This is a genomic window from Erwinia sp. GW821-FHT03D09, assembly GCF_059420805.1.
Window position 1 is genome coordinate 183,100 of sequence record NZ_JBWKUK010000002.1, and the last position, 20,709, is coordinate 203,808.

15 protein-coding genes are annotated in these 20,709 nt (G+C 58.2%); 12 read left to right on the forward strand and 3 right to left on the reverse strand.

Features of this window, described 5'->3' with window-relative positions; translation table 11 throughout:
• The first annotated feature begins 64 nt into the window (after window positions 1-64).
• The 9 genes from livH (at window position 65) to ugpQ (ending at window position 9,010) form a co-directional block, all read left to right on the forward strand.
• On the forward strand, window positions 65-991 hold the full coding sequence (gene livH / locus AC07U6_RS02580) for a high-affinity branched-chain amino acid ABC transporter permease LivH (protein ID WP_123334125.1): 927 nt from the start codon (window positions 65-67) through the stop codon (window positions 989-991).
• On the forward strand, window positions 988-2,262 hold the full coding sequence (locus AC07U6_RS02585; RefSeq protein ID WP_494761249.1) for a high-affinity branched-chain amino acid ABC transporter permease LivM: 1,275 nt from the start codon (window positions 988-990) through the stop codon (window positions 2,260-2,262). Before livH ends, AC07U6_RS02585 begins: the two co-directional genes overlap by 4 nt.
• Complete coding sequence (livG, locus tag AC07U6_RS02590; RefSeq protein ID WP_494761250.1) at window positions 2,259-3,026, forward strand: high-affinity branched-chain amino acid ABC transporter ATP-binding protein LivG; 768 nt, start codon at window positions 2,259-2,261, stop codon at window positions 3,024-3,026. The genes AC07U6_RS02585 and livG overlap by 4 nt, the downstream gene beginning before the upstream one ends.
• Before the next feature lies 1 nt (window position 3,027).
• Complete coding sequence (gene livF / locus AC07U6_RS02595; RefSeq protein ID WP_494761251.1) at window positions 3,028-3,741, forward strand: high-affinity branched-chain amino acid ABC transporter ATP-binding protein LivF; 714 nt, start codon at window positions 3,028-3,030, stop codon at window positions 3,739-3,741.
• Between the two features lie 269 nt (window positions 3,742-4,010).
• Complete coding sequence (gene ugpB / locus AC07U6_RS02600) at window positions 4,011-5,327, forward strand: sn-glycerol-3-phosphate ABC transporter substrate-binding protein UgpB (RefSeq protein ID WP_494761252.1); 1,317 nt, start codon at window positions 4,011-4,013, stop codon at window positions 5,325-5,327.
• Between the two features lie 139 nt (window positions 5,328-5,466).
• Window positions 5,467-6,354: a sn-glycerol-3-phosphate ABC transporter permease UgpA gene (ugpA, locus tag AC07U6_RS02605; protein WP_105594073.1), complete on the forward strand. Its 888-nt coding sequence runs from the start codon at window positions 5,467-5,469 to the stop codon at window positions 6,352-6,354.
• The gene (gene ugpE / locus AC07U6_RS02610) at window positions 6,351-7,196 is read left to right on the forward strand and encodes a sn-glycerol-3-phosphate ABC transporter permease UgpE (protein ID WP_205067682.1); all 846 of its coding nucleotides are present in this window, start codon (window positions 6,351-6,353) and stop codon (window positions 7,194-7,196) included. Before ugpA ends, ugpE begins: the two co-directional genes overlap by 4 nt.
• Window positions 7,197-7,199: 3 nt before the next feature.
• On the forward strand, window positions 7,200-8,270 hold the full coding sequence (locus tag AC07U6_RS02615) for a sn-glycerol-3-phosphate import ATP-binding protein UgpC (RefSeq protein WP_494761253.1): 1,071 nt from the start codon (window positions 7,200-7,202) through the stop codon (window positions 8,268-8,270).
• The gene (ugpQ, locus tag AC07U6_RS02620) at window positions 8,267-9,010 is read left to right on the forward strand and encodes a glycerophosphodiester phosphodiesterase (RefSeq protein WP_494761254.1); all 744 of its coding nucleotides are present in this window, start codon (window positions 8,267-8,269) and stop codon (window positions 9,008-9,010) included. Before AC07U6_RS02615 ends, ugpQ begins: the two co-directional genes overlap by 4 nt.
• A 198-nt stretch (window positions 9,011-9,208) precedes the next feature.
• Here the strand turns inward: ugpQ and AC07U6_RS02625 are convergent, their stop codons facing one another.
• Window positions 9,209-9,499 (reverse strand): DUF2756 domain-containing protein, encoded by a 291-nt coding sequence (locus AC07U6_RS02625; RefSeq protein WP_494761255.1) that lies wholly within the window; start codon window positions 9,497-9,499, stop codon window positions 9,209-9,211.
• A gap of 155 nt (window positions 9,500-9,654) precedes the next feature.
• Between AC07U6_RS02625 and ggt the strand changes: the two genes are divergently transcribed.
• Window positions 9,655-11,433, forward strand: coding sequence for a gamma-glutamyltransferase (ggt, locus tag AC07U6_RS02630; protein WP_494761256.1), 1,779 nt, complete (start codon window positions 9,655-9,657; stop codon window positions 11,431-11,433).
• Between the two features lie 42 nt (window positions 11,434-11,475).
• Here ggt and malT read toward each other — a convergent pair whose 3' ends face one another.
• Window positions 11,476-14,196, reverse strand: coding sequence for an HTH-type transcriptional regulator MalT (gene malT / locus AC07U6_RS02635; RefSeq protein WP_494761257.1), 2,721 nt, complete (start codon window positions 14,194-14,196; stop codon window positions 11,476-11,478).
• A gap of 569 nt (window positions 14,197-14,765) precedes the next feature.
• Between malT and malP the strand changes: the two genes are divergently transcribed.
• Complete coding sequence (malP, locus tag AC07U6_RS02640; protein WP_494761258.1) at window positions 14,766-17,168, forward strand: maltodextrin phosphorylase; 2,403 nt, start codon at window positions 14,766-14,768, stop codon at window positions 17,166-17,168.
• Window positions 17,169-17,177: 9 nt separating this feature from the next.
• Window positions 17,178-19,259: a 4-alpha-glucanotransferase gene (malQ, locus tag AC07U6_RS02645; RefSeq protein ID WP_494761259.1), complete on the forward strand. Its 2,082-nt coding sequence runs from the start codon at window positions 17,178-17,180 to the stop codon at window positions 19,257-19,259.
• 44 nt (window positions 19,260-19,303) lie between these two features.
• On the opposite strand, the gene fabF is transcribed toward malQ, so the two are convergent.
• The gene (gene fabF, locus AC07U6_RS02650; RefSeq protein ID WP_494761260.1) at window positions 19,304-20,578 is read right to left on the reverse strand and encodes a beta-ketoacyl-ACP synthase II; all 1,275 of its coding nucleotides are present in this window, start codon (window positions 20,576-20,578) and stop codon (window positions 19,304-19,306) included.
• Between the last annotated feature and the right edge of the window lie 131 nt (window positions 20,579-20,709).

Consider the following 20,709-nt stretch of genomic DNA (forward strand, 5'->3'; position numbering starts at 1 on the left):
CGGCCCTTTGTTGTATCCATCCTTCTGCCCTGCCTGCGCAGGAGGAATCGTAAGGTATTCAGGTATGTCCGAGCAGTTTCTCTATTTCCTGCAACAAATGTTCAACGGCGTGACGTTGGGCAGCACCTATGCGTTGATCGCCATCGGTTACACCATGGTGTACGGCATCATCGGCATGATTAACTTCGCCCATGGCGAAGTCTATATGATCGGCAGCTACGTCTCGTTTATCGTCATCGCCGCATTAATGATGATGGGAATTGATGCCAGCTGGCTGCTGATCGGCTGCGGCTTTGTAGTGGCGGTGGTGATCGCCAGCTGCTACGGCTGGAGCATCGAGCGCGTGGCCTACAAGCCGGTACGATCCTCTAAGCGTCTGATCGCACTAATCTCCGCTATCGGGATGTCGATCTTCCTGCAAAACTACGTCAGCCTGACTCAGGGCTCGCGCGACCTCGCGCTGCCAAGCCTGGTCACCGGGCAGTGGACGCTGGGAGAAAGCAATGGCTTTGCCGCCACCATCTCTACCATGCAGATGGTGATCTGGGCGGTCACGTTCCTCGCCATGCTGGCGCTGACGCTGTTTATTCGCTACTCCCGCATGGGCCGCGCCTGCCGCGCCTGTGCTGAAGACCTGAAAATGGCCAGTCTGCTGGGTATTAACACTGACCGCGTGATCTCGCTGACCTTTGTGATCGGCGCGGCGATGGCGGCGGTGGCTGGCGTACTGCTGGGCCAGTTCTACGGCGTGATCAACCCGTACATCGGCTTTATGGCCGGGATGAAGGCCTTCACTGCTGCGGTACTGGGCGGCATTGGCAGTATCCCTGGCGCGATGCTGGGTGGGCTGATCCTCGGTATTGCCGAGGCGCTGACTTCCGCTTATCTGAGCACCGAGTACAAAGATGTGGTGTCGTTTGCGCTGCTGATCGTGGTGCTGCTGGTGATGCCAACCGGTATTCTGGGCCGTCCGGAGGTTGAGAAAGTATGAAAAAGCTCAACCTGCTGAATGCGCTCCTCTCCTCACTGATGCTGCTGGTGCTGGCCGCGTTCTTTATGGGCCTGCGGCTGAACCTCGACGGCACGCACCTGGTGGTTAACAACGCCGGAGACGTGCGCTGGAACTGGATCGCCGTCGGCTGCGGCGTGGTGTTTATCTTCCAGATGCTGCGCCCGCTGGTGCAGAGCAGCCTGAAAAAAGTCTCCGGCCCGTCGCTGGTGCTGCCGGGAATTGATGGCTCAACGCCGAAGCAGAAGCTGTTCCTGCTGGCGCTGGTCGTTGCGGCAGCGGTCTGGCCGTTTATCGTTTCGCGTGGTACGGTGGATATCGCCACGCTGACGCTGATCTACGTGATGCTCGGCCTGGGGCTGAACGTGGTGGTCGGGCTTTCCGGCCTGTTGGTGCTGGGCTATGGCGGCTTCTACGCCATCGGCGCTTACACCTTTGCACTGCTGAACCACTACTACGGGCTGGGCTTCTGGCAGTCGCTGCCGCTGGCAGGTATCGTCGCCGCCGGATTTGGCCTGCTGCTGGGCTTCCCGGTACTGCGCCTGCGGGGTGACTATCTGGCGATTGTGACGCTTGGCTTCGGCGAAATCGTGCGTATTCTGCTGCTGAACAACACCGAAATCACCGGTGGCCCGAACGGCATCAGTCAGATCCCGAAACCGTCGTTCTTCGGTCTGGAGTTCAACCGCAGCGTACGCGACGGCGGCTGGGACACCTTCCATAATTTCTTCGGCCTGAAGTACGACCCGAGCGATCGTATTATCTTCCTGTACATGGTCGCGCTGCTACTGGTGGTGATCACCCTGTTCGTGATCAACCGGCTGCTGCGCATGCCGCTGGGCCGCGCGTGGGAAGCGCTGCGTGAAGACGAAATCGCCTGCCGCTCGCTGGGCCTCAGCCCGACGCGCATCAAGCTGACCGCGTTTACCATCAGCGCCGCGTTTGCCGGTTTCGCCGGCTGCCTGTTCGCCGCCCGTCAGGGCTTTGTCAGTCCGGAATCCTTCACCTTTGCGGAATCCGCCTTCGTGCTGGCGATCGTGGTGCTGGGTGGGATGGGATCGCAGTTTGCGGTAATCCTTGCGGCAATACTGCTGGTGGTATCGCGTGAGCTGATGCGTGACCTCAACGAGTACAGCATGCTGGTGCTCGGTGGATTGATGGTACTGATGATGATCTGGCGTCCGCAGGGGCTGTTGCCGATGAAGCGTCCGCACCTGAAGTTGAAAAATGCGGAAAAAGGAGAGCAGGCATGAGTCAGCCTTTGTTAGCAGTCAATGGCCTGATGATGCGCTTTGGCGGTCTGCTGGCGGTCAACAACGTTCAGCTTGAACTCCGTTCGCAGGAAATCGTCTCGCTTATCGGCCCGAACGGGGCGGGTAAAACCACGGTCTTTAACTGCCTGACCGGCTTCTATAGGCCAACCGGCGGTTCAATCATGCTGGGCGATAAACAGCTGGCCGGTTTGCCGGGGCAGCAGATCGCCCGCATGGGCGTGGTGCGTACCTTCCAGCACGTGCGCCTGTTTCGTGAAATGACGGTGATTGAAAACCTGCTGGTGGCACAGCATCAGCATTTGAAAAGCGGTGTCTTTTCTGGCCTGCTGAAAACCCCGGCCTTCCGTCGTGCGGAAAGCGATGCGCTGGACCGCGCTGCCGCCTGGCTGAAGCGCGTCGGCCTGCTGGATCTGGCCAACCGCCAGGCGGGTAACCTCGCCTACGGCCAGCAGCGCCGTCTGGAAATCGCCCGCTGCATGGTGGCGCGCCCGGAAATCCTGATGCTGGACGAACCGGCAGCCGGGCTTAACCCGAAAGAAACTCACGAGCTGGATGAGCTGATTGCAGAACTGCGCGGTGAGCATAAAGTCTCGGTACTGCTGATTGAACACGATATGAAACTGGTAATGGGTATCTCTGACCGTATTTACGTGGTGAACCAGGGCACGCCGCTGGCGAACGGTACGCCGGAAGAAATTCGTAACAACCCGGATGTGATCCGTGCTTACCTCGGGGAGGCATAAGATGAGTAACTCCATGCTTTCTCTGAATAATATCAGTGCGCACTACGGAAAAATTCAGGCGCTGCACAACGTCAGCCTGCATATTAATCAGGGGGAAATTGTCACCCTGATTGGTGCCAACGGCGCGGGTAAAACCACTATTCTTGGTACTCTGTGCGGCGAACCGCGCGCAACGCAGGGCACTATCGTCTTCGACGGTCAGGATATCACCGACTGGCAGACCGCGCGCATCATGCGTGAAGCCATCGCCATCGTACCGGAAGGCCGCCGGGTATTTTCCCGCATGACGGTGGAAGAGAACCTGGCGATGGGCGGTTTCTTTGCCGAGCGCCAGCAGTATCAGGAACGCATCAAGCGCGTTTACGAACTGTTCCCGCGCCTGTGGGAGCGCCGTATTCAGCGCGCCGGTACCATGTCCGGCGGCGAGCAGCAGATGCTGGCGATTGGCCGTGCGCTGATGAGCCAGCCGCGCCTGCTGCTGCTGGATGAACCGTCGCTGGGTCTGGCGCCGATTATCATCCAGCAGATTTTCGACACCATCGAGCAGCTGCGCAAAGAAGGGATGACCATCTTCCTCGTTGAGCAGAATGCGAATCAGGCGCTGAAGCTGGCGGATCGCGGCTACGTGCTCGAAAACGGTCATGTGGTGCTCGAAGACACGGGTGATGCATTGCTCGCCAACGAGGCGGTCAGAAGCGCCTACCTCGGTGGTTAACTCACAAGGGCAGCCCGCATGGCTGCCTTTTCTTGCTCCGAACGTGCGGACAATTGTGCATTAAATCTGTGATCGTCTTCTCTCAGTTGATTGCCAAAGTTGTTACATTCCTCTCATTTCTGCCGTCACGTTTCGAAATTCCCGTCATTTGTTTGTCACATTTTCGTCACATCGCTATTATTAATTTGTCATTTAGCCGTGGCATGTTACTTGCCGACTCACACAGTGCGCGTAATCGCGCATCATTAAAACGGGCACAGGAAACCGATATGTCATCTACCGCATTCCGTCGTACTGCTCTCAGCATGGTGCTGGGACTGACCTTCAGCGGCAGCGCGCTGGCCGCTACCGAAATTCCGTTCTGGCACTCAATGGAAGGTGAGCTGGGCGTAGAGGTTGACTCACTGGCGAAGCGTTTTAACGAAGCTCACCCCGATTATAAAATTGTGCCGACCTACAAAGGCAACTACGAACAGAGCCTGGCGGCGGGTATTGCTGCCGTGCGTACCGGCAAAGCACCGGCTGTATTGCAGGTTTATGAAGTGGGTACGGCGACCATGATGGCATCGAAAGCCATCGTTCCGGTTAACGAAGTGTTCAAAAAAGCCGGTATCGCGATGGATGCGAAACAGTTTGTGCCTGCGGTAGCCGGTTACTACAGCGATTCGAAAGGCGAGTTGATTTCTCAGCCGTTCAACAGTTCCACGCCGGTGCTGTACTACAACAAAGACGCCTTCAAAAAAGCCGGTCTGAACCCGGACCAGCCGCCAAAAACCTGGCAGGAATTAGCGAAGGATACCGACGCGCTGCGAAAAGCGGGCATGTCCTGTGGCTACGCCAGCGGCTGGCAGGGCTGGATTCAGATTGAAAACTTCAGCGCCTGGCACGGCCTGCCGGTCGCTACCAAAAACAACGGCTTCGACGGCACCGATGCCGTGCTGGAGTTCAACAAGCCGGTACAGGTGCGCCACATCCAGATGTTGGAAGATCTGAACAAGAAGGGTGATTTCACCTACTTCGGCCGTAAAGATGAATCCACCTCCAAGTTCTACAACGGCGACTGTGCGATCACCACCGCCTCTTCCGGCTCGCTGGCCGACATCCGCAAATACGCCAGGTTTAACTTTGGCGTGGGCATGATGCCGTACGACGAAACCGTGCCGAACGCGCCACAGAACGCCATTATCGGCGGTGCCAGCCTGTGGGTGATGAAAGGCAAAGACGATGCGACCTATAAAGGCGTCGCCGAGTTCATGCAGTTCCTGGCTAAGCCGGAAATCGCTGCGGAATGGCATCAGAAAACCGGCTATCTGCCGATCACCACGGCGGCTTACGAGCTGACTAAACAGCAGGGCTTCTATGACAAGAATCCGGGTGCGGACATTGCAACTCGCCAGATGCTGAACAAAGACCCGCTGCCGTTCACCAAGGGCATGCGTCTGGGCAACATGCCACAGATCCGTACCATCGTTGACGAAGAGCTGGAAGGCGTATGGACCGGTAAGCAAACGCCACAGGCTGCGCTGGATAACGCCGTTAAGCGTGGTAACGAGCTGCTGCGTCGCTTCGAGCGGCAGACGAAGTAACCTGTTGCCGGCACAGACCGCCGCTCGCCTCCGGGCCGGGCGGCGGTCTGCCTGCAAAGGCACATCACCGATCTCTCTCGTGGGGCGATCGGTGATGTGCCCGTTAATACCGACCCCGTTCCGCACGAGATAATTCACTATGGCTCAGCCCCGTCCCGTCTTTCGCAATCGCTTGTTGCCCTATCTGCTGCTGTTGCCGCAGCTGGTGATTACGGCGATTTTCTTTATCTGGCCAGCGGGCGAAGCGCTCTGGTATTCGCTGCAAAGCATCGATCCGTTTGGTATCTCCAGTACCTTTGTTGGTATGGAGAACTTCGAACGGCTGTTCAGCGACGGTCTGTACCTCGAGTCATTCTGGACCACCATCAAATTCAGCGGGCTGGTGACGTTCTTCGGCATGGGGCTGTCGTTGCTGCTGGCGGCGCTGGTGGATTACGTTATTCGCCTGAAAAAGACCTATCAGACGCTATTGCTGCTGCCCTACGCGGTGGCACCGGTCGTGGCGGCGGTGCTGTGGATGTTTCTGTTTAACCCTGGTCTGGGGCTGTTCAGCCACCTGCTGAACCAGTGGGGCTACAATTGGAACTACGCGCAGAACAGCGGCCAGGCGATGTTCCTGATCGTGCTGGCCTCTATCTGGCAGCAGATGAGCTACAACTTCCTGTTTTTCTTCGCCGCATTGCAGTCGATTCCGAAGTCGCTGGTTGAGGCGGCAGCGATTGACGGTGCTGGCCCGGTGCGGCGCTTCTTCGCGCTGTCGCTGCCACTGATTACCCCGGTGAGCTTCTTCCTGCTGGTGGTGAACCTGGTGTATGCCTTCTTCGATACCTTCCCGGTGATCGATGCCGCCACCGGCGGTGGCCCGGTGCAGGCCACCACCACGCTGATTTATAAAATTTACCGCGAAGGCTTTGCCGGGTTGGATCTCTCTTCCTCTGCCGCACAGTCGGTGGTGCTGATGCTGCTGGTGATTGTGCTGACGGTGATTCAGTTCCGCTTTGTTGAGCGTAAGGTGCGTTACCAATGATTGAAAATCGTCGCGGGCTGGATATCTTCAGCCATACCCTGCTGATCCTCGGCATCCTGACCATCCTGTTCCCGCTCTATGTGGCCTTTGTGGCCGCCACGCTGGATAACAATGCCGTTTATCAGGTGCCGATGACGCTGATCCCCGGCAGTCACCTGTGGGAAAACATCAGCAATATCTGGGTGCGGGGGGTGAACGGCAGTGGACCGGCCTTCAGCCTGATGCTGATGAACAGCCTGTTGATGGCGCTGGCGATCACCATCGGCAAAATCAGCGTTTCCATCATTTCGGCGTTTGCGCTGGTGTGGTTCCGCTTCCCGCTGCGCGGTCTGTTTTTCTGGATGATCTTCATCACCCTGATGCTGCCGGTGGAGGTGCGTATCTTCCCCACGGTGCAGGTGATTGCCGATCTGAATATGCTCGACAGCTACAGCGGCCTGACGCTGCCGCTGATGGCCTCGGCTACCGCGACCTTCCTGTTCCGCCAGTTCTTTATGTCGATGCCGGACGAGCTGATGGAAGCGGCGCGCGTTGACGGAGCCAGCCCGATGCGCTTTTTCCGCGACATCGTCCTGCCGCTGTCGAAAACCAATCTGGCAGCGCTGTTTGTCATCACCTTTATCTACGGCTGGAACCAGTATCTGTGGCCGCTGCTGATCGTCAACGATGCGTCGATGAGCACCGCCGTGGCGGGCATAAAAAGCATGATCTCCACCAGCGGTTCGCCAACGCAGTGGAATGAAGTGATGGCGGCGATGCTGTTAACCCTGATCCCACCGGTGGTGATCGTATTAGTCATGCAGCGTGCGTTCGTGCGCGGTCTGGTAGAGAGTGAGAAATAATCTATGGCTGGTGTAAGACTTCAGGCAGTAACCAAATCCTACGACAGAAAAATCCAGATCATCCAACCGCTGGACGTGACCGTACAGGATGGCGAATTTATGGTAATGGTCGGGCCGTCCGGCTGTGGAAAATCGACCCTGCTGCGGATGGTGGCGGGGCTGGAACGAGTAACCTCTGGCGATATCTATATCGATTCCCGCCGTGTCACCGATGAAGAGCCAAAAGATCGCGGCATCGCGATGGTGTTCCAGAACTATGCGCTCTACCCGCACATGAGCGTGGAAGAGAATATGGCCTGGGGTCTGAAAATTCGCGGCATGGACAAAGACCAGATCCGGCAAAAGGTGCTGGAAGCGGCGCGCAGCCTGGAGCTGGAACCGCTGCTGAAACGCCGCCCGCGTGAGCTTTCCGGCGGTCAGCGCCAGCGCGTGGCGATGGGGCGCGCTATCGTGCGTGAACCGGCGGTGTTCCTGTTTGATGAGCCGCTGTCGAACCTGGATGCGCGCCTGCGCGTGCAGATGCGCCTTGAGCTACAGCAGCTGCATCGCCGCCTGCAGACCACCAGCCTGTACGTCACCCACGATCAGGTGGAGGCGATGACCCTGGCGCAGCGCGTGATGGTGATGAACAAAGGCGTGCTGGAACAGCTGGGTACGCCAACCGAAATTTACGAGCGACCGGCGACGCGCTTCGTCGCCAGTTTTATCGGTGCGCCCGCCATGAATCTGCTGGACGGTCAGTTCAGCGCTGACGGCTCTCGCTTCAGCCTGGATGAGCGTTTTGCTTTGCCGATTAGTGCGCCATCGGCAGGCAGGGCCGGGCAGGCGTTGACGCTGGGTATTCGCCCGGAACATATTGAGCTGTCTTCTGCCGAAGCTGGCGGTATTCCGCTGGTGGTGGAGACGCTGGAAATGCTGGGAGCAGACAACCTGGCGCACGGCAAATGGGGCCAGCACAAGCTGGTGGTGCGCCTGCCGCACTCGCTGCGCCCGGCCGCAGGCAGCACCCTGTGGCTGCATCTGCCACCGCACTCGCTGCACTTCTTTGACCAAAATGGACAACGTACTGAATGATTAATCGTGCCTGGCCTTACCCACCGATTGTCGCCCATCGCGGCGGCGGCAAACTGGCCCCGGAAAACACCCTGGCCGCTATCGATCTTGGCGCGCAGCTGGGCCATCTGATGATCGAGTTTGACGCCAAACTGTCGCAGGACGGTGAGATTTTCCTGCTGCACGACGATACGCTCGACCGCACCAGCAACGGCTGGGGCGTGGCCGGACAGCTGCCGTGGGATAAGCTGGTGCAGCTGGATGCCGGGAGCTGGTTTGGCAAAACCTTCGACGGCGAGCGCCTGCCGCTGCTGGCGCAGGTGGCGGATCGCTGCCGCCAGCATCGACTGATGGCGAATATCGAAATCAAGCCGACCACCGGCCTTGAGGTGGAAACCGGACGGGTGGTGGCGCTGGCCGCGCGCGACCTGTGGCAGGATCAGGTGGCACCGCTGCTCTCTTCGTTCTCTTACGAGGCGCTGGAAGCGGCGCAGAAAGCCGCGCCGGAGCTGCCGAGGGGTTTACTACTTCATGAATGGAATGATAGCTGGCGGCAGATGACCGACGCGCTGGGCTGTCTCTCCATCCATCTGAACCACAAACTGCTGGATGAACAGCGCACTGCCGAGCTGAAGCAGGCCGGGCTGCGGATTCTGGTGTATACGGTTAACGATCCGGAGCGTGCCCATCAGCTGCTGCAGTGGGGCGTGGATGCGATCTGTACCGACCGCATTGACGTGATCGGGCCGGATTTTCGCTGAGAATAAGGCGGCGATACCCCACTATTTGACCTGCAGGGCAATCCTGAAGCCAACCGCGGTGGATGCCCGTTTGAAAAAAGCCTGTCCAGGCCGATCGTGAACGAAGACGATTCTCGTTCAGTCTGATATGACACAGTGCCCTGGCGGATAACCGACAGGGCACTGTGGAGAGTAAGGCAGGGAAGTTTTGTGTCGAGTCTAGTTAGACGGCTGCGTGTTGTTGCTGTGCCCCGGCTGATTGTTCAACGTGCGCTGCGAGGCACTGTCGCGCTGCTCCTGAATTTTACGCTGTAGATCCTGCTGCTGCCGCAGCTGATCCTGCTGAAGTTTCAGTTTCTGCTGAGACTGCTGGGTCTGCATCTGCTGCTGCATTCGCTGGGTGCTGGGGTTGTAGCCCGGCTGATACGGGTTATTACTGTTGTTTAACATGTTCGCGATACCGCTCAGCGGCAGCAGGGCGGCAAGTATTACTAACACCTTCGCTTTCATTGTGATTCCTCCGTGTTACTGCTCCTATTTTACGCCAGACGCAACGTTCTGAGGCCAGGAGTACTCCTGATTTCAGGCAAAGTTCACGAACCTGTCGTTTTGGTGCATATTTATCAATGGCAAACATAACGTAATTAAACTTAAAGGATGTAACAATGATGACACAAGGTAAGATGCGTCGCCTGTCCTGGTCGCTGCTGGCTGGGTTACTGGTCTGGCAGGGTGCGGGTGCAGTCCCCACCGACACGCCGACGGCACAGCCCGCACCGGCAGTGGCAGCGGTATCCTACGGGGTAGGAACGGATACCTTCCATCCGGTGAAAGCGGCGCACGGCATGGTGGCGTCGGTGGACGCTACCGCCACGGCGGTGGGTGTGAGGATCCTCGAACAGGGCGGTAACGCGGTGGATGCGGCGGTGGCCGTCGGCTATGCGCTGGCCGTGACCCATCCGCAGGCGGGTAATCTGGGCGGTGGCGGCTTTATGATGCTGCGTACCGCTTCCGGCACTACCACTTCGATTGATTTCCGTGAAATGGCACCGGCTCGCGCCAGCCGCGATATGTTCCTTGATGCGCAGGGCAATGCCGACAGTAAAAAATCGCTGATCTCCCACCTGGCGTCCGGCGTTCCCGGCACGGTGGCGGGCTTCTCTCTGGCGAACCAAAAGTACGGTACGCTGCCGCTGAGCACGCTCATCCAGCCCGCTCTGGAGCTGGCGCGCAAAGGCATTGTGGTGAATGAATCGCTGGCCGACGATCTCAGCGTGTACGGCAAAGAGGTATTGCTCAGCCACCCGAACAGCAAGGCCATCTTCTTCAAGGCTGACGGCACGCCCTGGCAGAAAGGCGACAAACTGGTGCAGCATAATCTGGCGAACAGCCTGGAGCTGATTTCCCGCCAGGGGCCGGATGCGTTTTATAAAGGGAAAATTGCCGATCAAATCGCGGCAGAAATGGAGCAGCACGGTGGACTGATTGGCAAAGCGGACCTGGCCAACTACCGTGCCATCGAGCGTAAACCGATCAGCGGCAGCTATCGCGGCTACGAAGTTTATTCCATGCCACCGCCGTCCTCTGGCGGTATTCACATCGTGCAGATCCTGAATATTCTGGAAAATTTTGACCTGGCGAAGATGGGCTTCGGTAGCGCCGATGCGATCCAGGTGATGGCGGAAGCGGAGAAATATGCTTACGCCGACCGCTCGGAATATCTCGGCGACCCGGAGTTCGTTAAGGTGCCGACCCAGGCGCTGACCAGCAAAGCCTATGCGAAAACCCTGGCGCAGCAGATCGACCTGGCGAAGGCGCGTCCGTCGTCGGAGATCAAGCCGGGCAAGCTGGCCCCGTATGAAAGCGATCAGACTACGCATTTCTCGGTGGTGGATAAAGACGGCAATGCGGTGGCGGTGACCTACACGCTGAACACCAACTTCGGCAGCGGCATCGTTGCCAGCGACAGCGGCATTTTGCTGAATAACGAGATGGATGACTTCTCCGCCAAGCCCGGCACGCCAAATGTGTATGGCCTGGTCGGTGGTGAGGCCAATGCGGTGCAGCCGTATAAGCGCCCGCTCTCTTCCATGTCGCCGACCATCGTGGCGAAAGACGGTAAAACCTGGCTGGTCACAGGCAGCCCGGGCGGCAGCCGTATTATCACGACCGTGCTGCAAATGGTGGTTAACAGCATCGATTTTGGTATGAACGTGGCGGAAGCCACCAACGCGCCGCGCTTTCACCATCAGTGGCTGCCGGATCAGCTGCGGGTGGAGAAGGGTTTCAGCCCGGACACGCTGAAGCTGCTGGGTGAGAAGGGCCAGCAGGTGAAGGTGATGCCGGCGATGGGCAGCACCCAGAGCATTATGCTGGGGCCGGACGGTATGCGTTATGGCGCTTCCGATCCGCGTACGATTGATGATTTAACGGCAGGATACTGACAGCAGCCGGGCCGACGTAAACCGTTCGGCCCGGTTTCTTTGTCAGGGACTTACGCCCATCCCCATCAGCTGCAGCAGCTGCTGTGCCTGCTGTACCGCCTCCTGACGATGTACCACGCCAAGCTTCTGATACAGATTGCGGATATGGGTTTTGATGGTGGTGGCCGCCACGTCCAGCTCGCCCGCGATGCGCTCGTTGCTGTAGCCGGAATAAATCAGCCCCAAAACCTGCCACTCGCGCTGGGTCAGCGGGCTGGTGCGGATCAGCTCCGGCACCTGCGGATGGGTGAGCAGTCGGGTGACAAAGCTTTCGTCGAAGTGGGCAAACTTGTGGCGATGGTGCTGATTAATATCGCGCAGGATGCGCTGAGCGCGCCGCTGTTCCATTTCCGGTAATGTGTTGAGCTGCAACAGCTGGCGGAGCTGCTGTGCCATCGGCTCGCCTTCAATCACAAAGTGGCTGATAAAACCGGTGCGGTTGGCCAGGGTAAGCGCCTCAATCAGCGCCTGCTGCGCTTCGGCTTTACGGCCTTCCCGCCAGTAGAGCGCGTTGGCCAGCAGCAGATTGCGGTTTAAATCGCTGGTGAGCAGCAGGCGGCGGGCATTATCATTCAGTTCATCCAGCACCACTTCCGCCTGGCTGAACTGCCCGAGCAGGATCTGCGCACGGGCGATATTGCGCCACTGTCCCTGCAGGAAGTGATTATCCGCATCCGCCGGTTTCAGGGTCAGGCCCAGCCAGCTGCCAGCGGTGGTGACGTCGTGGGTCATCTGCCAGTAGATCACCCGCGCTTCATCGGCGTTGGTGACCCAGTCGCTGTGGTAGTGGCCGTTGCTGAGCAGATTCTCACAGCGGGTCAGATAGCGGCGGGCGTTATCCAGATCGCCACGCGCCAGGGCACATTTCGCCAGCACCGACAGGCACTGCAGCTGCTGCTGCGGATGGAAGTTCTCCAGCACCTTCAGCCCGGCGCGGGCAGCTTTCTCCGCGTCATCCAGATGAGCCCACGAGAGCAACAGCTGCGCGCGCAGGCGCAGCAGGAATTCATGCATTGGCAGCTGTTCCAGCCCTTCTTCCGCAATCAGGCGGAAAGCCTGCTCCTGCGTATCCCAGGCCGTTTGCAGATAGCCCTGGGCAATCAGAATCTCGCTTTGCTGCAGCAGCGCCCACAGCGCGTAGTGGCAGACGTTCTCCTGCCGTGCCATCTGCGCAGTCTGCTGCATCATCATCAGCGCCATCGCCAGCTCCCCCCGACAGTGCAACACTTCGCCGCGCACCGAGGTGGCGACGATACGGCTGAAGGCGCAGCTCAGCGGCAGGGTATCTAACGCCAGCAGCGCCAGGCGGTCGGCTTCATCCGGGCGACCGGCGTTGATCGCCACCTGCGCACGCAGCGCGTTAAATTCAGCGCTGAGTAGATCGTCCACCACTACCTGCTCCAGCGCCATTTCCTGCTCTGTGCGCGCCAGCAGGCGATAGACTTCGTTGTAACGGTGCTGACTCTGCGCCAGCCACGCCTGCAGCAGGATCAGCCGGGGATTCTCAACCAGCTGTTTCCAGGGTAGCGCCTGTAAGCCTTTTTCCAGCAGCGTCAGTTCGCTGTGGTTAAACAGGGTCCACGCGTGGCGCAGCAGGATGTCGCGCAGCAGCGGGATATCCTCCGCCTCCAGCGCATGATGAATCGCCTCGCCGGCGTAACCCTGCGCCATCCAGCCTTCAGCGGCGGCACGGTGAATGGCGTGCAGTTCGCTGCCCAGCTCCCACTGGCAGCGCTGGCGCAGGAAAGAGGCAAACAGCGGGTGGAAGTTAAACCATTCGCCACGTTCGTCCATCCTCTGAATAAACAGCCCCTGACGTTCAGTCTCCTCCAGCCGCCGCTGGCCGCACTCTTCGCTGGTCAGGCGGGCAATCAGCCCGTCGTTCATGGAGCGTAGTACCGAACTGCGCAGCAGGAAGTTTCGCGTGGCGTCATCCACGCAGTCCAGTACTTCATCCACCAGATAATCCGCCAGATGGCTGGCGTTGATCCCGGCCAGACGCTGGGCGGACTGATGGGTTGGCGTATTGGACTGGCGGGCGGAGAGAGCGATGAGCTGCAGTGCGGTGGCCCATCCGGCCACTTCATCACACAGCCGCTGTGACTCCTGTTCGGCTATCGGCTGCTGCAGGCGGCCGGCGAAAAACGCACGTGTCTCTTCATGGGTAAAGGCCAGCGACTGGCTGTTAATTTCCAGCAGCTGCTCGCGCACGCGCAGATTGGCAATGCCTAACGATGGCAGGTTGCGGGAAAGGATCACCAGCGTCAGGTTTTCCGGCTGATGACGCAGGAAAAAGCGCATCGCCTGATGGATCACGTCATTATTCAACTGGTGATAATCGTCAATCACAATGGTGAGTGGCGTCTGCCATTCGGCCAGCTCAATAAACAGCTGCGAGAACAGCGCATTGAGTGAAGCATACTGACGTTTCTGCGCCAGGGCTTCACTGCGCACGCAGTGGCCGCCGGTCGCCTGTTGAATGGCCGCCATAAAATAATTGGCAAAGCGTTCGGGATAGTTATCGCTCTCATCGAGGGAATACCAGCCCAGGCTATTTTTCCCCGCTGCCCACTGGGCCATCAGTGTGGTTTTACCGTAGCCTGCCGGACTGGTGACCAACACCAAACGGTACAGATGGCTGTTGGCCAGCCTGGCGATTAGGCGATCGCGTACCAGCGTATTCTCTAACCTTAGCGGTCTGCTTAGTTTTGAGGGTATCAGCATGGCGAACACTTCACTATGTGATGGCGAAAGAAGAAATAAAATGAATTATTTCGCAGCGTGTAATTAAAGTACCTTTGACCAGGATAACGTGTATTGCAAGACGCAGTGTAAATGGACGTTCTGTAAGTTGCACTGCATCACATTTCCTTATGATTTTTTACATCGTGAGATACTGGCGCGATTAATGAATTGACTCATACTTAATTATATCGCATCACTTTTAACACACACCTCCCTCACCTTTTTTTAGCCAGGCAGTGCGCTTTGCCGATTGATTGTGCGTTTCATCCGGGCCGCGTGTCCGGCAAGCTATATACCCTCTGATTGTCATTCTTGTTTTTTTATTTGCTCATCGCATTATGCGATGAGCTTTTTTTCGCATTGGCGTCTTAACTTTAAGGTGCTGGCGATCACATTTTCACCTACGCCCCACGGCTCCTCCCTGGTAAAAATTGCCCTGGGATGATGCCCTGTCATCCGGCGTCGTTAGCATGTGCGCATCGGTTTATCACAGTATTTCGGGTCATGACGGTAGTTGGTCAATTTGAAACCATTTTGTGAGGGAAGTTATGTCGCAACAGCAATTCAATAAAGCACGTTTTGACGCGGCTCTGACGCGTCAGTGGCAGCATCTGGGCTATTCCTCCGCCGCTGAGATGAATTCTCAGCAGTGGTGGCAGGCGATTAGCGGTGCGCTGGCCGAACTGCTGGCGGCGCAGCCGGTGGCAAAAGTGGATAAAAAGCAGCGGCACGTTAACTATATCTCGATGGAATTTCTGATTGGACGACTGACCGGTAATAACCTGCTGAATCTCGGCTGGTATGACGAGGTGAAAGCCGCACTGGCGGAACACCAGCGTGACCTGAGCGAACTGCTGGAAGAAGAGGTCGATCCGGCGCTGGGCAACGGCGGGCTGGGACGGCTTGCGGCCTGTTATCTTGACTCCATGGCCACGGTAGGGCAGTCGGCAACCGGATACGGCCTTAACTATCAGTATGGCCTGTTCCGGCAGTCGTTTGCCGACGGCCAGCAGAAAGAGGCTCCGGACGACTGGCACCGTGAGAGCTATCCGTGGTTCCGCCATAATGCGGCGCTGGATGTGAATGTCGGCATCGGCGGTAAGGTGGTGAAGAATAGTTCCGGCGGCTTTAGCTGGCAGCCGGCTTTTACCCTGCTCGGCGAGGCGTGGGATCTGCCGGTCACCGGCTATCGTAACGGTGTGACGCAGCCGCTGCGCCTGTGGCAGGCGGCGCATGCCCATCCGTTCGATCTCACCCTGTTCAACGACGGCAAATTCCTCAAGGCGGAACAGCAGGGCATTGATGCCGCGAAGCTGACCAAAGTGCTTTATCCGAATGATAACCATCAGGAAGGCAAGCGCCTGCGCCTGATGCAGCAGTATTTCCAGTGCGCCTGCTCGGTGGCCGACATTCTGCGCCGCCATCACCAGGCCGGCCGCAAACTGCACGAGCTGCCGGATTATGAAGTGATTCAGCTCAACGACACCCACCCGACCATTGCTATCCCGGAAATGCTGCGGGTGCTGATTGATGAGCACCAGCTCGGCTGGGACGACGCCTGGGCTATCGTCAGCAAAACTTTTGCCTACACCAACCACACTCTGATGCCTGAGGCGCTGGAGCGCTGGGATGAGCGATTAATCCGTAGCCTGCTGCCGCGCCACTTCACGCTGATCAAAGAGATCGATCGCCGCTTTAAAAAGCAGGTTGAGAAGCAGTGGCCGGGGGATGAAAAAGTCTGGGCAAAGCTGGCAATCGTCCATGATAAACAGGTGCGTATGGCGAACCTTTGCGTGGTCAGCGGCTTTGCCGTTAACGGCGTGGCGGCGCTGCACTCCGATCTGGTGGTCAAGGATCTGTTCCCCGAATATCACCAGCTGTGGCCGGAGAAATTCCATAACGTCACCAACGGCATTACGCCGCGCCGCTGGCTGAAACAGTGTAACCCGGCGCTGTCTGCGCTGATCGACGAGACGCTGAAAGAAGAGTGGGCCGACAATCTGGATGCCCTGCGCGGGCTGGAGAAGTACGCCGATGACAAGGCCTTCCGCCAGCGCTATCGCCAGATTAAGCACGATAATAAAGTGCGCCTGGCGGCTTACATCAAGCAGCGCACCGGCATTGTGGTTAGCCCGGACGCCCTGTTCGACGTGCAGATTAAGCGCCTGCACGAATATAAGCGCCAGCATCTGGGGCTGATGCATATCCTCTCCTGCTATAAGCGGCTGCGCGACAATCCGAAGCAGGACTGGGTGCCGAGGGTCTTCCTGTTCGGTGCCAAAGCCGCACCGGGCTACTACCTGGCGAAAAACATTATCTTTGCTATCAACAAGGTGGCAGAGAAGATCAATAACGATCCGCTGATCGGCGATAAGCTGAAAGTGGTGTTTATCCCTGACTACCGCATTACGGCGGCGGAGCTGATGATCCCGGCAGCGGATCTTTCCGAGCAGATCTCCACGGCGGGCTATGAGGCTTCCGGTACCGGCAATATGAAGCTGGCGCTGAACGGCGCGCTGACTGTCGGCACGATGGACGGCGCTAACGTTGAGATTGCCGAGCAGGTCGGCGAAGAGAACATCTTTATTTTCGGCAACCGCGTGGATGACGTGAAGGCGCTGAAGGCTGGAGGCTACGATCCGCTGAAGCTGCGCAAAAAAGATAAGCACCTGGACAGCCTGCTGAAAGAGCTGGAGAACGGCTTCTTTAGCGGCGGCGATAAACACGCCTTCGATATGATGCTGCACAGCCTGACGAAGGGGGGCGATCCGTGGCTGGTGCTGGCGGACTTTGCCAGCTACTGCGAGGCGCAGCTACGGGTGGAAGCACTGTATCGTGACCAGGAAGCCTGGAGCCGCTCGGCCATTCTCAACACCGCGCGTACCGGAATGTTCAGCTCCGATCGTTCAATCCGCGACTATCGGCAGCGCATCTGGCAGGCAAAACGCTAAGGAAAGCCTATGGATCATCAGCAATTTGAACAAGCCGCCGCTGCCGCAGGTATCGCAGCGGAATACATCAACGCCAAAGGCGAGCCGGAAGTGATTCCGCTGGCGACGCGGCAAAAGCTGCTGGCGGCGATGCACGAGGTGCCAAAAGCCGATCGTGTGCCGCTGCCGCCGTGCAAAGTACTGCTCAGCAAACGCGAGCAGCGGCTGAGTATTGGCGGCAGCGGCGAGTACCAGTGGCATTTTCATACGGAAAAGGGCAAAGAGTTTCACGGGCGAGTCGCGGCGGGAGAAACGCTGACACTGCCGTCACGCCTGCCGAACGGCTACCATCAGCTGCTGCTCAGCCAGGGGAAAAAGCAGTGGCTGTGCCGGGTGATTATCGCGCCGAAGCGCTGCTATGAGCCAGCCGCCCTGAAGCACGGTGAGAAGCTGTGGGGCTCCTGCGTCCAGCTTTACACTCTGCGTTCCGCCCACAACTGGGGGATGGGCGACTTTGGCGATCTGAAGCGGATGGTCGGCGAAGTGGCGCAGCGCGGCGGTGCATTTATCGGTCTGAATCCCGTTCATGCCCTGTATCCGGCCGCGCCGGAGAATGCCAGTCCGTACAGCCCGTCTTCCCGTCGCTGGCTGAACGTGATGTACATCGACGTTGCGGCGATAGTTGATTTCCAGCAGAGCGAGGAAGCACAGCGCTGGTGGCAGCAGAGCGAAACCCAGGCCACGCTGGCGGCGGTACGTGAAGCCGACTGGGTAGACTATGGCCCGGTCGGCTCGCTGAAAATTCAGGGCCTGCGCTATGCGTGGCAGCACTTCAGCAGCCGGCTGCCTGAGGACCGGATGCGTCTGGAATTCGAGCAGTTTATTACCTGCGGTGGGGAAAGCCTGTTTAACCAGGCAGCCTACGATGCTATCCACGCTTATATGCTGCAAGAGGATGCCAGTCGCTGGGGCTGGCCGGTGTGGCCGGAAGCCTGGCAGCATGGCGACAGCGATGCGGTACAGCAGTTCTGCCAGCGCCACGAGGACGAGGTGCGCTTCTGGCTGTGGTTGCAGTGGCTGGCGCACTGCCAGTTTGATGAATGCTGGCAGTTCAGCCAGCAGCAGGGCATGCCGATTGGCCTTTATCGTGACCTCGCGGTTGGCGTTGCCGAGGGCGGTTCGGAAACCTGGTGCGATCGCGAGCTGTATTGTCTGAAGGCATCGGTAGGTGCTCCGCCGGATATTCTCGGGCCGCTGGGGCAAAACTGGGGGCTGCCGCCGATGGACCCGAATGTGATGGCGGCCCGCGGCTATCAGCCCTTTATCGATCTGCTGCGGGCCAATATGGCCAGCTGCGGCGCGCTGCGTATCGATCATGTGATGTCGCTGCTGCGTCTGTGGTGGATACCCTATGGTGAAACCGCTAATTTCGGCGCGTACGTTTACTATCCGGTAGACGATCTGATGGCGATCCTCGCGCTGGAAAGCGAGCGCCACCAGTGCATGGTGATCGGTGAGGATCTGGGTACCGTTCCGGCTGAAATCGTCGGTAAGCTGCGTGACAGCGGGATCTATTCGTGGAAGGTGCTGTACTTCGAACAGCAGGATAAAGACACCTGGCGTGCACCAGCCGACTGGCCGCGGCAGTCCATGGCCAGCGCCACCACCCACGATCTGCCGACGCTGCGCGGCTTCTGGAACGTGGGCGACTTAACCCTGGGGGAAACGCTGGGCCTGTATCCGGATAAAGTGATATTGAGCGGGCTGTTTGCCGACCGTGCGAAGCAGAAGCAGGCACTGCTGGATGCATTACACCGCTTCGGCTGCGTACCAAAGCGCTATGCTAAGCGGGCGGATAAACGTGAAATGGACGCTACGCTGAATCGCGGGATGCAGCGCTATATTGCCGACAGCAACAGCGCGCTGCTGGGCCTGCAACCTGAGGACTGGCTGGATATGGCGAAGCCGGTCAATGTTCCCGGTACCACCGATCAGTACCCCAACTGGCGCAGAAAACTCAGCCTCAGCGTGGAGGAGATGTTTGCTGATGAAGGGATTAACCGGTTGATTAGCGACCTCGATCGACGCCGCAGAGCAGGAAAAACCGCCTGAGTCGCCACCTCTGCCACTTAGCATGGCGGAGGCGGCCGCGCAGATTACTCTTTAAAGGCTTTAAATATTACCGAGGCATTAACGCCGCCGAAGCCAAATCCGTTTACCAGTGCGGTGTAGATCGCCATCGGGCTTGCTGTATTCCGCACCACGTTTAATTTTTTCGCTGCGTCATCCAGCCGCTCAACATTTAGCGACGGTGGTGCTATCTGCTGGCGTATTGCCATCAGAGAGAAGATCGAACCTACCGCCCCGGCCGCACCCAGCAGATGACCGGTAGCCGACTTGGTGGACGAAATCGCAGTTTTGGCGCCTTCCCCCAGCACTTTCAGCAGCGCGTTAATTTCTGCCAGATCGCCCACCGGGGTTGAGGTGGAATGAGCATTAACATAGTCGATATCACTGCCGGTTAGCTTCGCCTGCGCGAGAGCAATTTGCATCGCTCTGACTGCGCCTTCGCCATCTTCCGGCCCGGAGGTAATGTGATAAGCATCCGAGGTGGTACCGTAGCCAACAACCTCTCCGAGGATGGTTGCGCCGCGCTGGCGAGCGTGCTCGAGCTCTTCCAGCACCAGCATGCCTGCTCCTTCACCCATCACGAACCCGTCTCGTCCGGCATCAAACGGTCTTGATGCACGTTCCGGCTGCGCGTTCCAGGCGGTGGAAAGTGCGCGCGCGGCCTGGAAACCGCCCAGCGAAACCGGATTGATGCAGGACTCACTGCCGCCGACCACGGCGATATCGGCTTCACCACAGCGAATGGCGCGCAGGCCATCGCCAATGCTCTGAATGCTGGCGGCACAGGCGGAAACCGGCGTGCCCAGCATGCCTTTAAAGCCATATTTTATCGCTACCTGTGACGCGGCAAGGTTGGCAATAAACGAAGGAATCGTGAAGGGGGAGAGGCGACGACTGCCTTTTTCCGCCACGGTTTTTACCGCATTACTGATAGCGTGGAAGCCGCCAATACCGGTGGCAATAATTGTGGCAACCCGCACCTGTGCCTCTTCGCTAAGGTTACGCAGGTTAGCCTGGTTGACCGCTTCTTCGGCAGCGGCCAGCGCCAGATGAATAAAACGATCGGATTTTCGCTGTTCTTTCTGCGGGATTAAAGCATCAAGATCTAAGCCATACTCAGGGTCCTGATTCACATCGGGAACCTGTCCACCCACGCGTATGGCAGTGTCGCCGTAGGCATCTGCAGGAAGTGCAGAAACACCTGACTTACCTGCAACCAGACGCTGCCAGCTGCCGTTCACGCCGTTTCCCAGAGGGCCTGTTAGCCCCATGCCAGTAATAACCACTCTTATATTATTCATAGATAATGCTTTCACCCGGGTTACGAAAGGAAATTTCAGTGTACACGTGTAAGCTGAAAGATCTATAGCTAAACCTGCGTTAGGCTCTTTCTGTATAACGAACTTTTTTGAGATGGAAAATTGAGCGAAAT

What these genes read in the sequence shown, in the direction of transcription:
- livH (WP_123334125.1), top strand. Translation starts at nt 65, where the DNA reads ATGTCCGAGCAGTTTCTCTATTTCCTGCAACAAATGTTCAACGGCGTG.
- AC07U6_RS02585 (WP_494761249.1), top strand. Translation starts at nt 988, where the DNA reads ATGAAAAAGCTCAACCTGCTGAATGCGCTCCTCTCCTCACTGATGCTG.
- livG (WP_494761250.1), top strand. Translation starts at nt 2,259, where the DNA reads ATGAGTCAGCCTTTGTTAGCAGTCAATGGCCTGATGATGCGCTTTGGC.
- livF (WP_494761251.1), top strand. Translation starts at nt 3,028, where the DNA reads ATGAGTAACTCCATGCTTTCTCTGAATAATATCAGTGCGCACTACGGA.
- ugpB (WP_494761252.1), top strand. Translation starts at nt 4,011, where the DNA reads ATGTCATCTACCGCATTCCGTCGTACTGCTCTCAGCATGGTGCTGGGA.
- ugpA (WP_105594073.1), top strand. Translation starts at nt 5,467, where the DNA reads ATGGCTCAGCCCCGTCCCGTCTTTCGCAATCGCTTGTTGCCCTATCTG.
- ugpE (WP_205067682.1), top strand. Translation starts at nt 6,351, where the DNA reads ATGATTGAAAATCGTCGCGGGCTGGATATCTTCAGCCATACCCTGCTG.
- AC07U6_RS02615 (WP_494761253.1), top strand. Translation starts at nt 7,200, where the DNA reads ATGGCTGGTGTAAGACTTCAGGCAGTAACCAAATCCTACGACAGAAAA.
- ugpQ (WP_494761254.1), top strand. Translation starts at nt 8,267, where the DNA reads ATGATTAATCGTGCCTGGCCTTACCCACCGATTGTCGCCCATCGCGGC.
- AC07U6_RS02625 (WP_494761255.1), bottom strand. Translation starts at nt 9,499, where the DNA reads ATGAAAGCGAAGGTGTTAGTAATACTTGCCGCCCTGCTGCCGCTGAGC.
- ggt (WP_494761256.1), top strand. Translation starts at nt 9,655, where the DNA reads ATGATGACACAAGGTAAGATGCGTCGCCTGTCCTGGTCGCTGCTGGCT.
- malT (WP_494761257.1), bottom strand. Translation starts at nt 14,196, where the DNA reads ATGCTGATACCCTCAAAACTAAGCAGACCGCTAAGGTTAGAGAATACG.
- malP (WP_494761258.1), top strand. Translation starts at nt 14,766, where the DNA reads ATGTCGCAACAGCAATTCAATAAAGCACGTTTTGACGCGGCTCTGACG.
- malQ (WP_494761259.1), top strand. Translation starts at nt 17,178, where the DNA reads ATGGATCATCAGCAATTTGAACAAGCCGCCGCTGCCGCAGGTATCGCA.
- fabF (WP_494761260.1), bottom strand. Translation starts at nt 20,578, where the DNA reads ATGAATAATATAAGAGTGGTTATTACTGGCATGGGGCTAACAGGCCCT.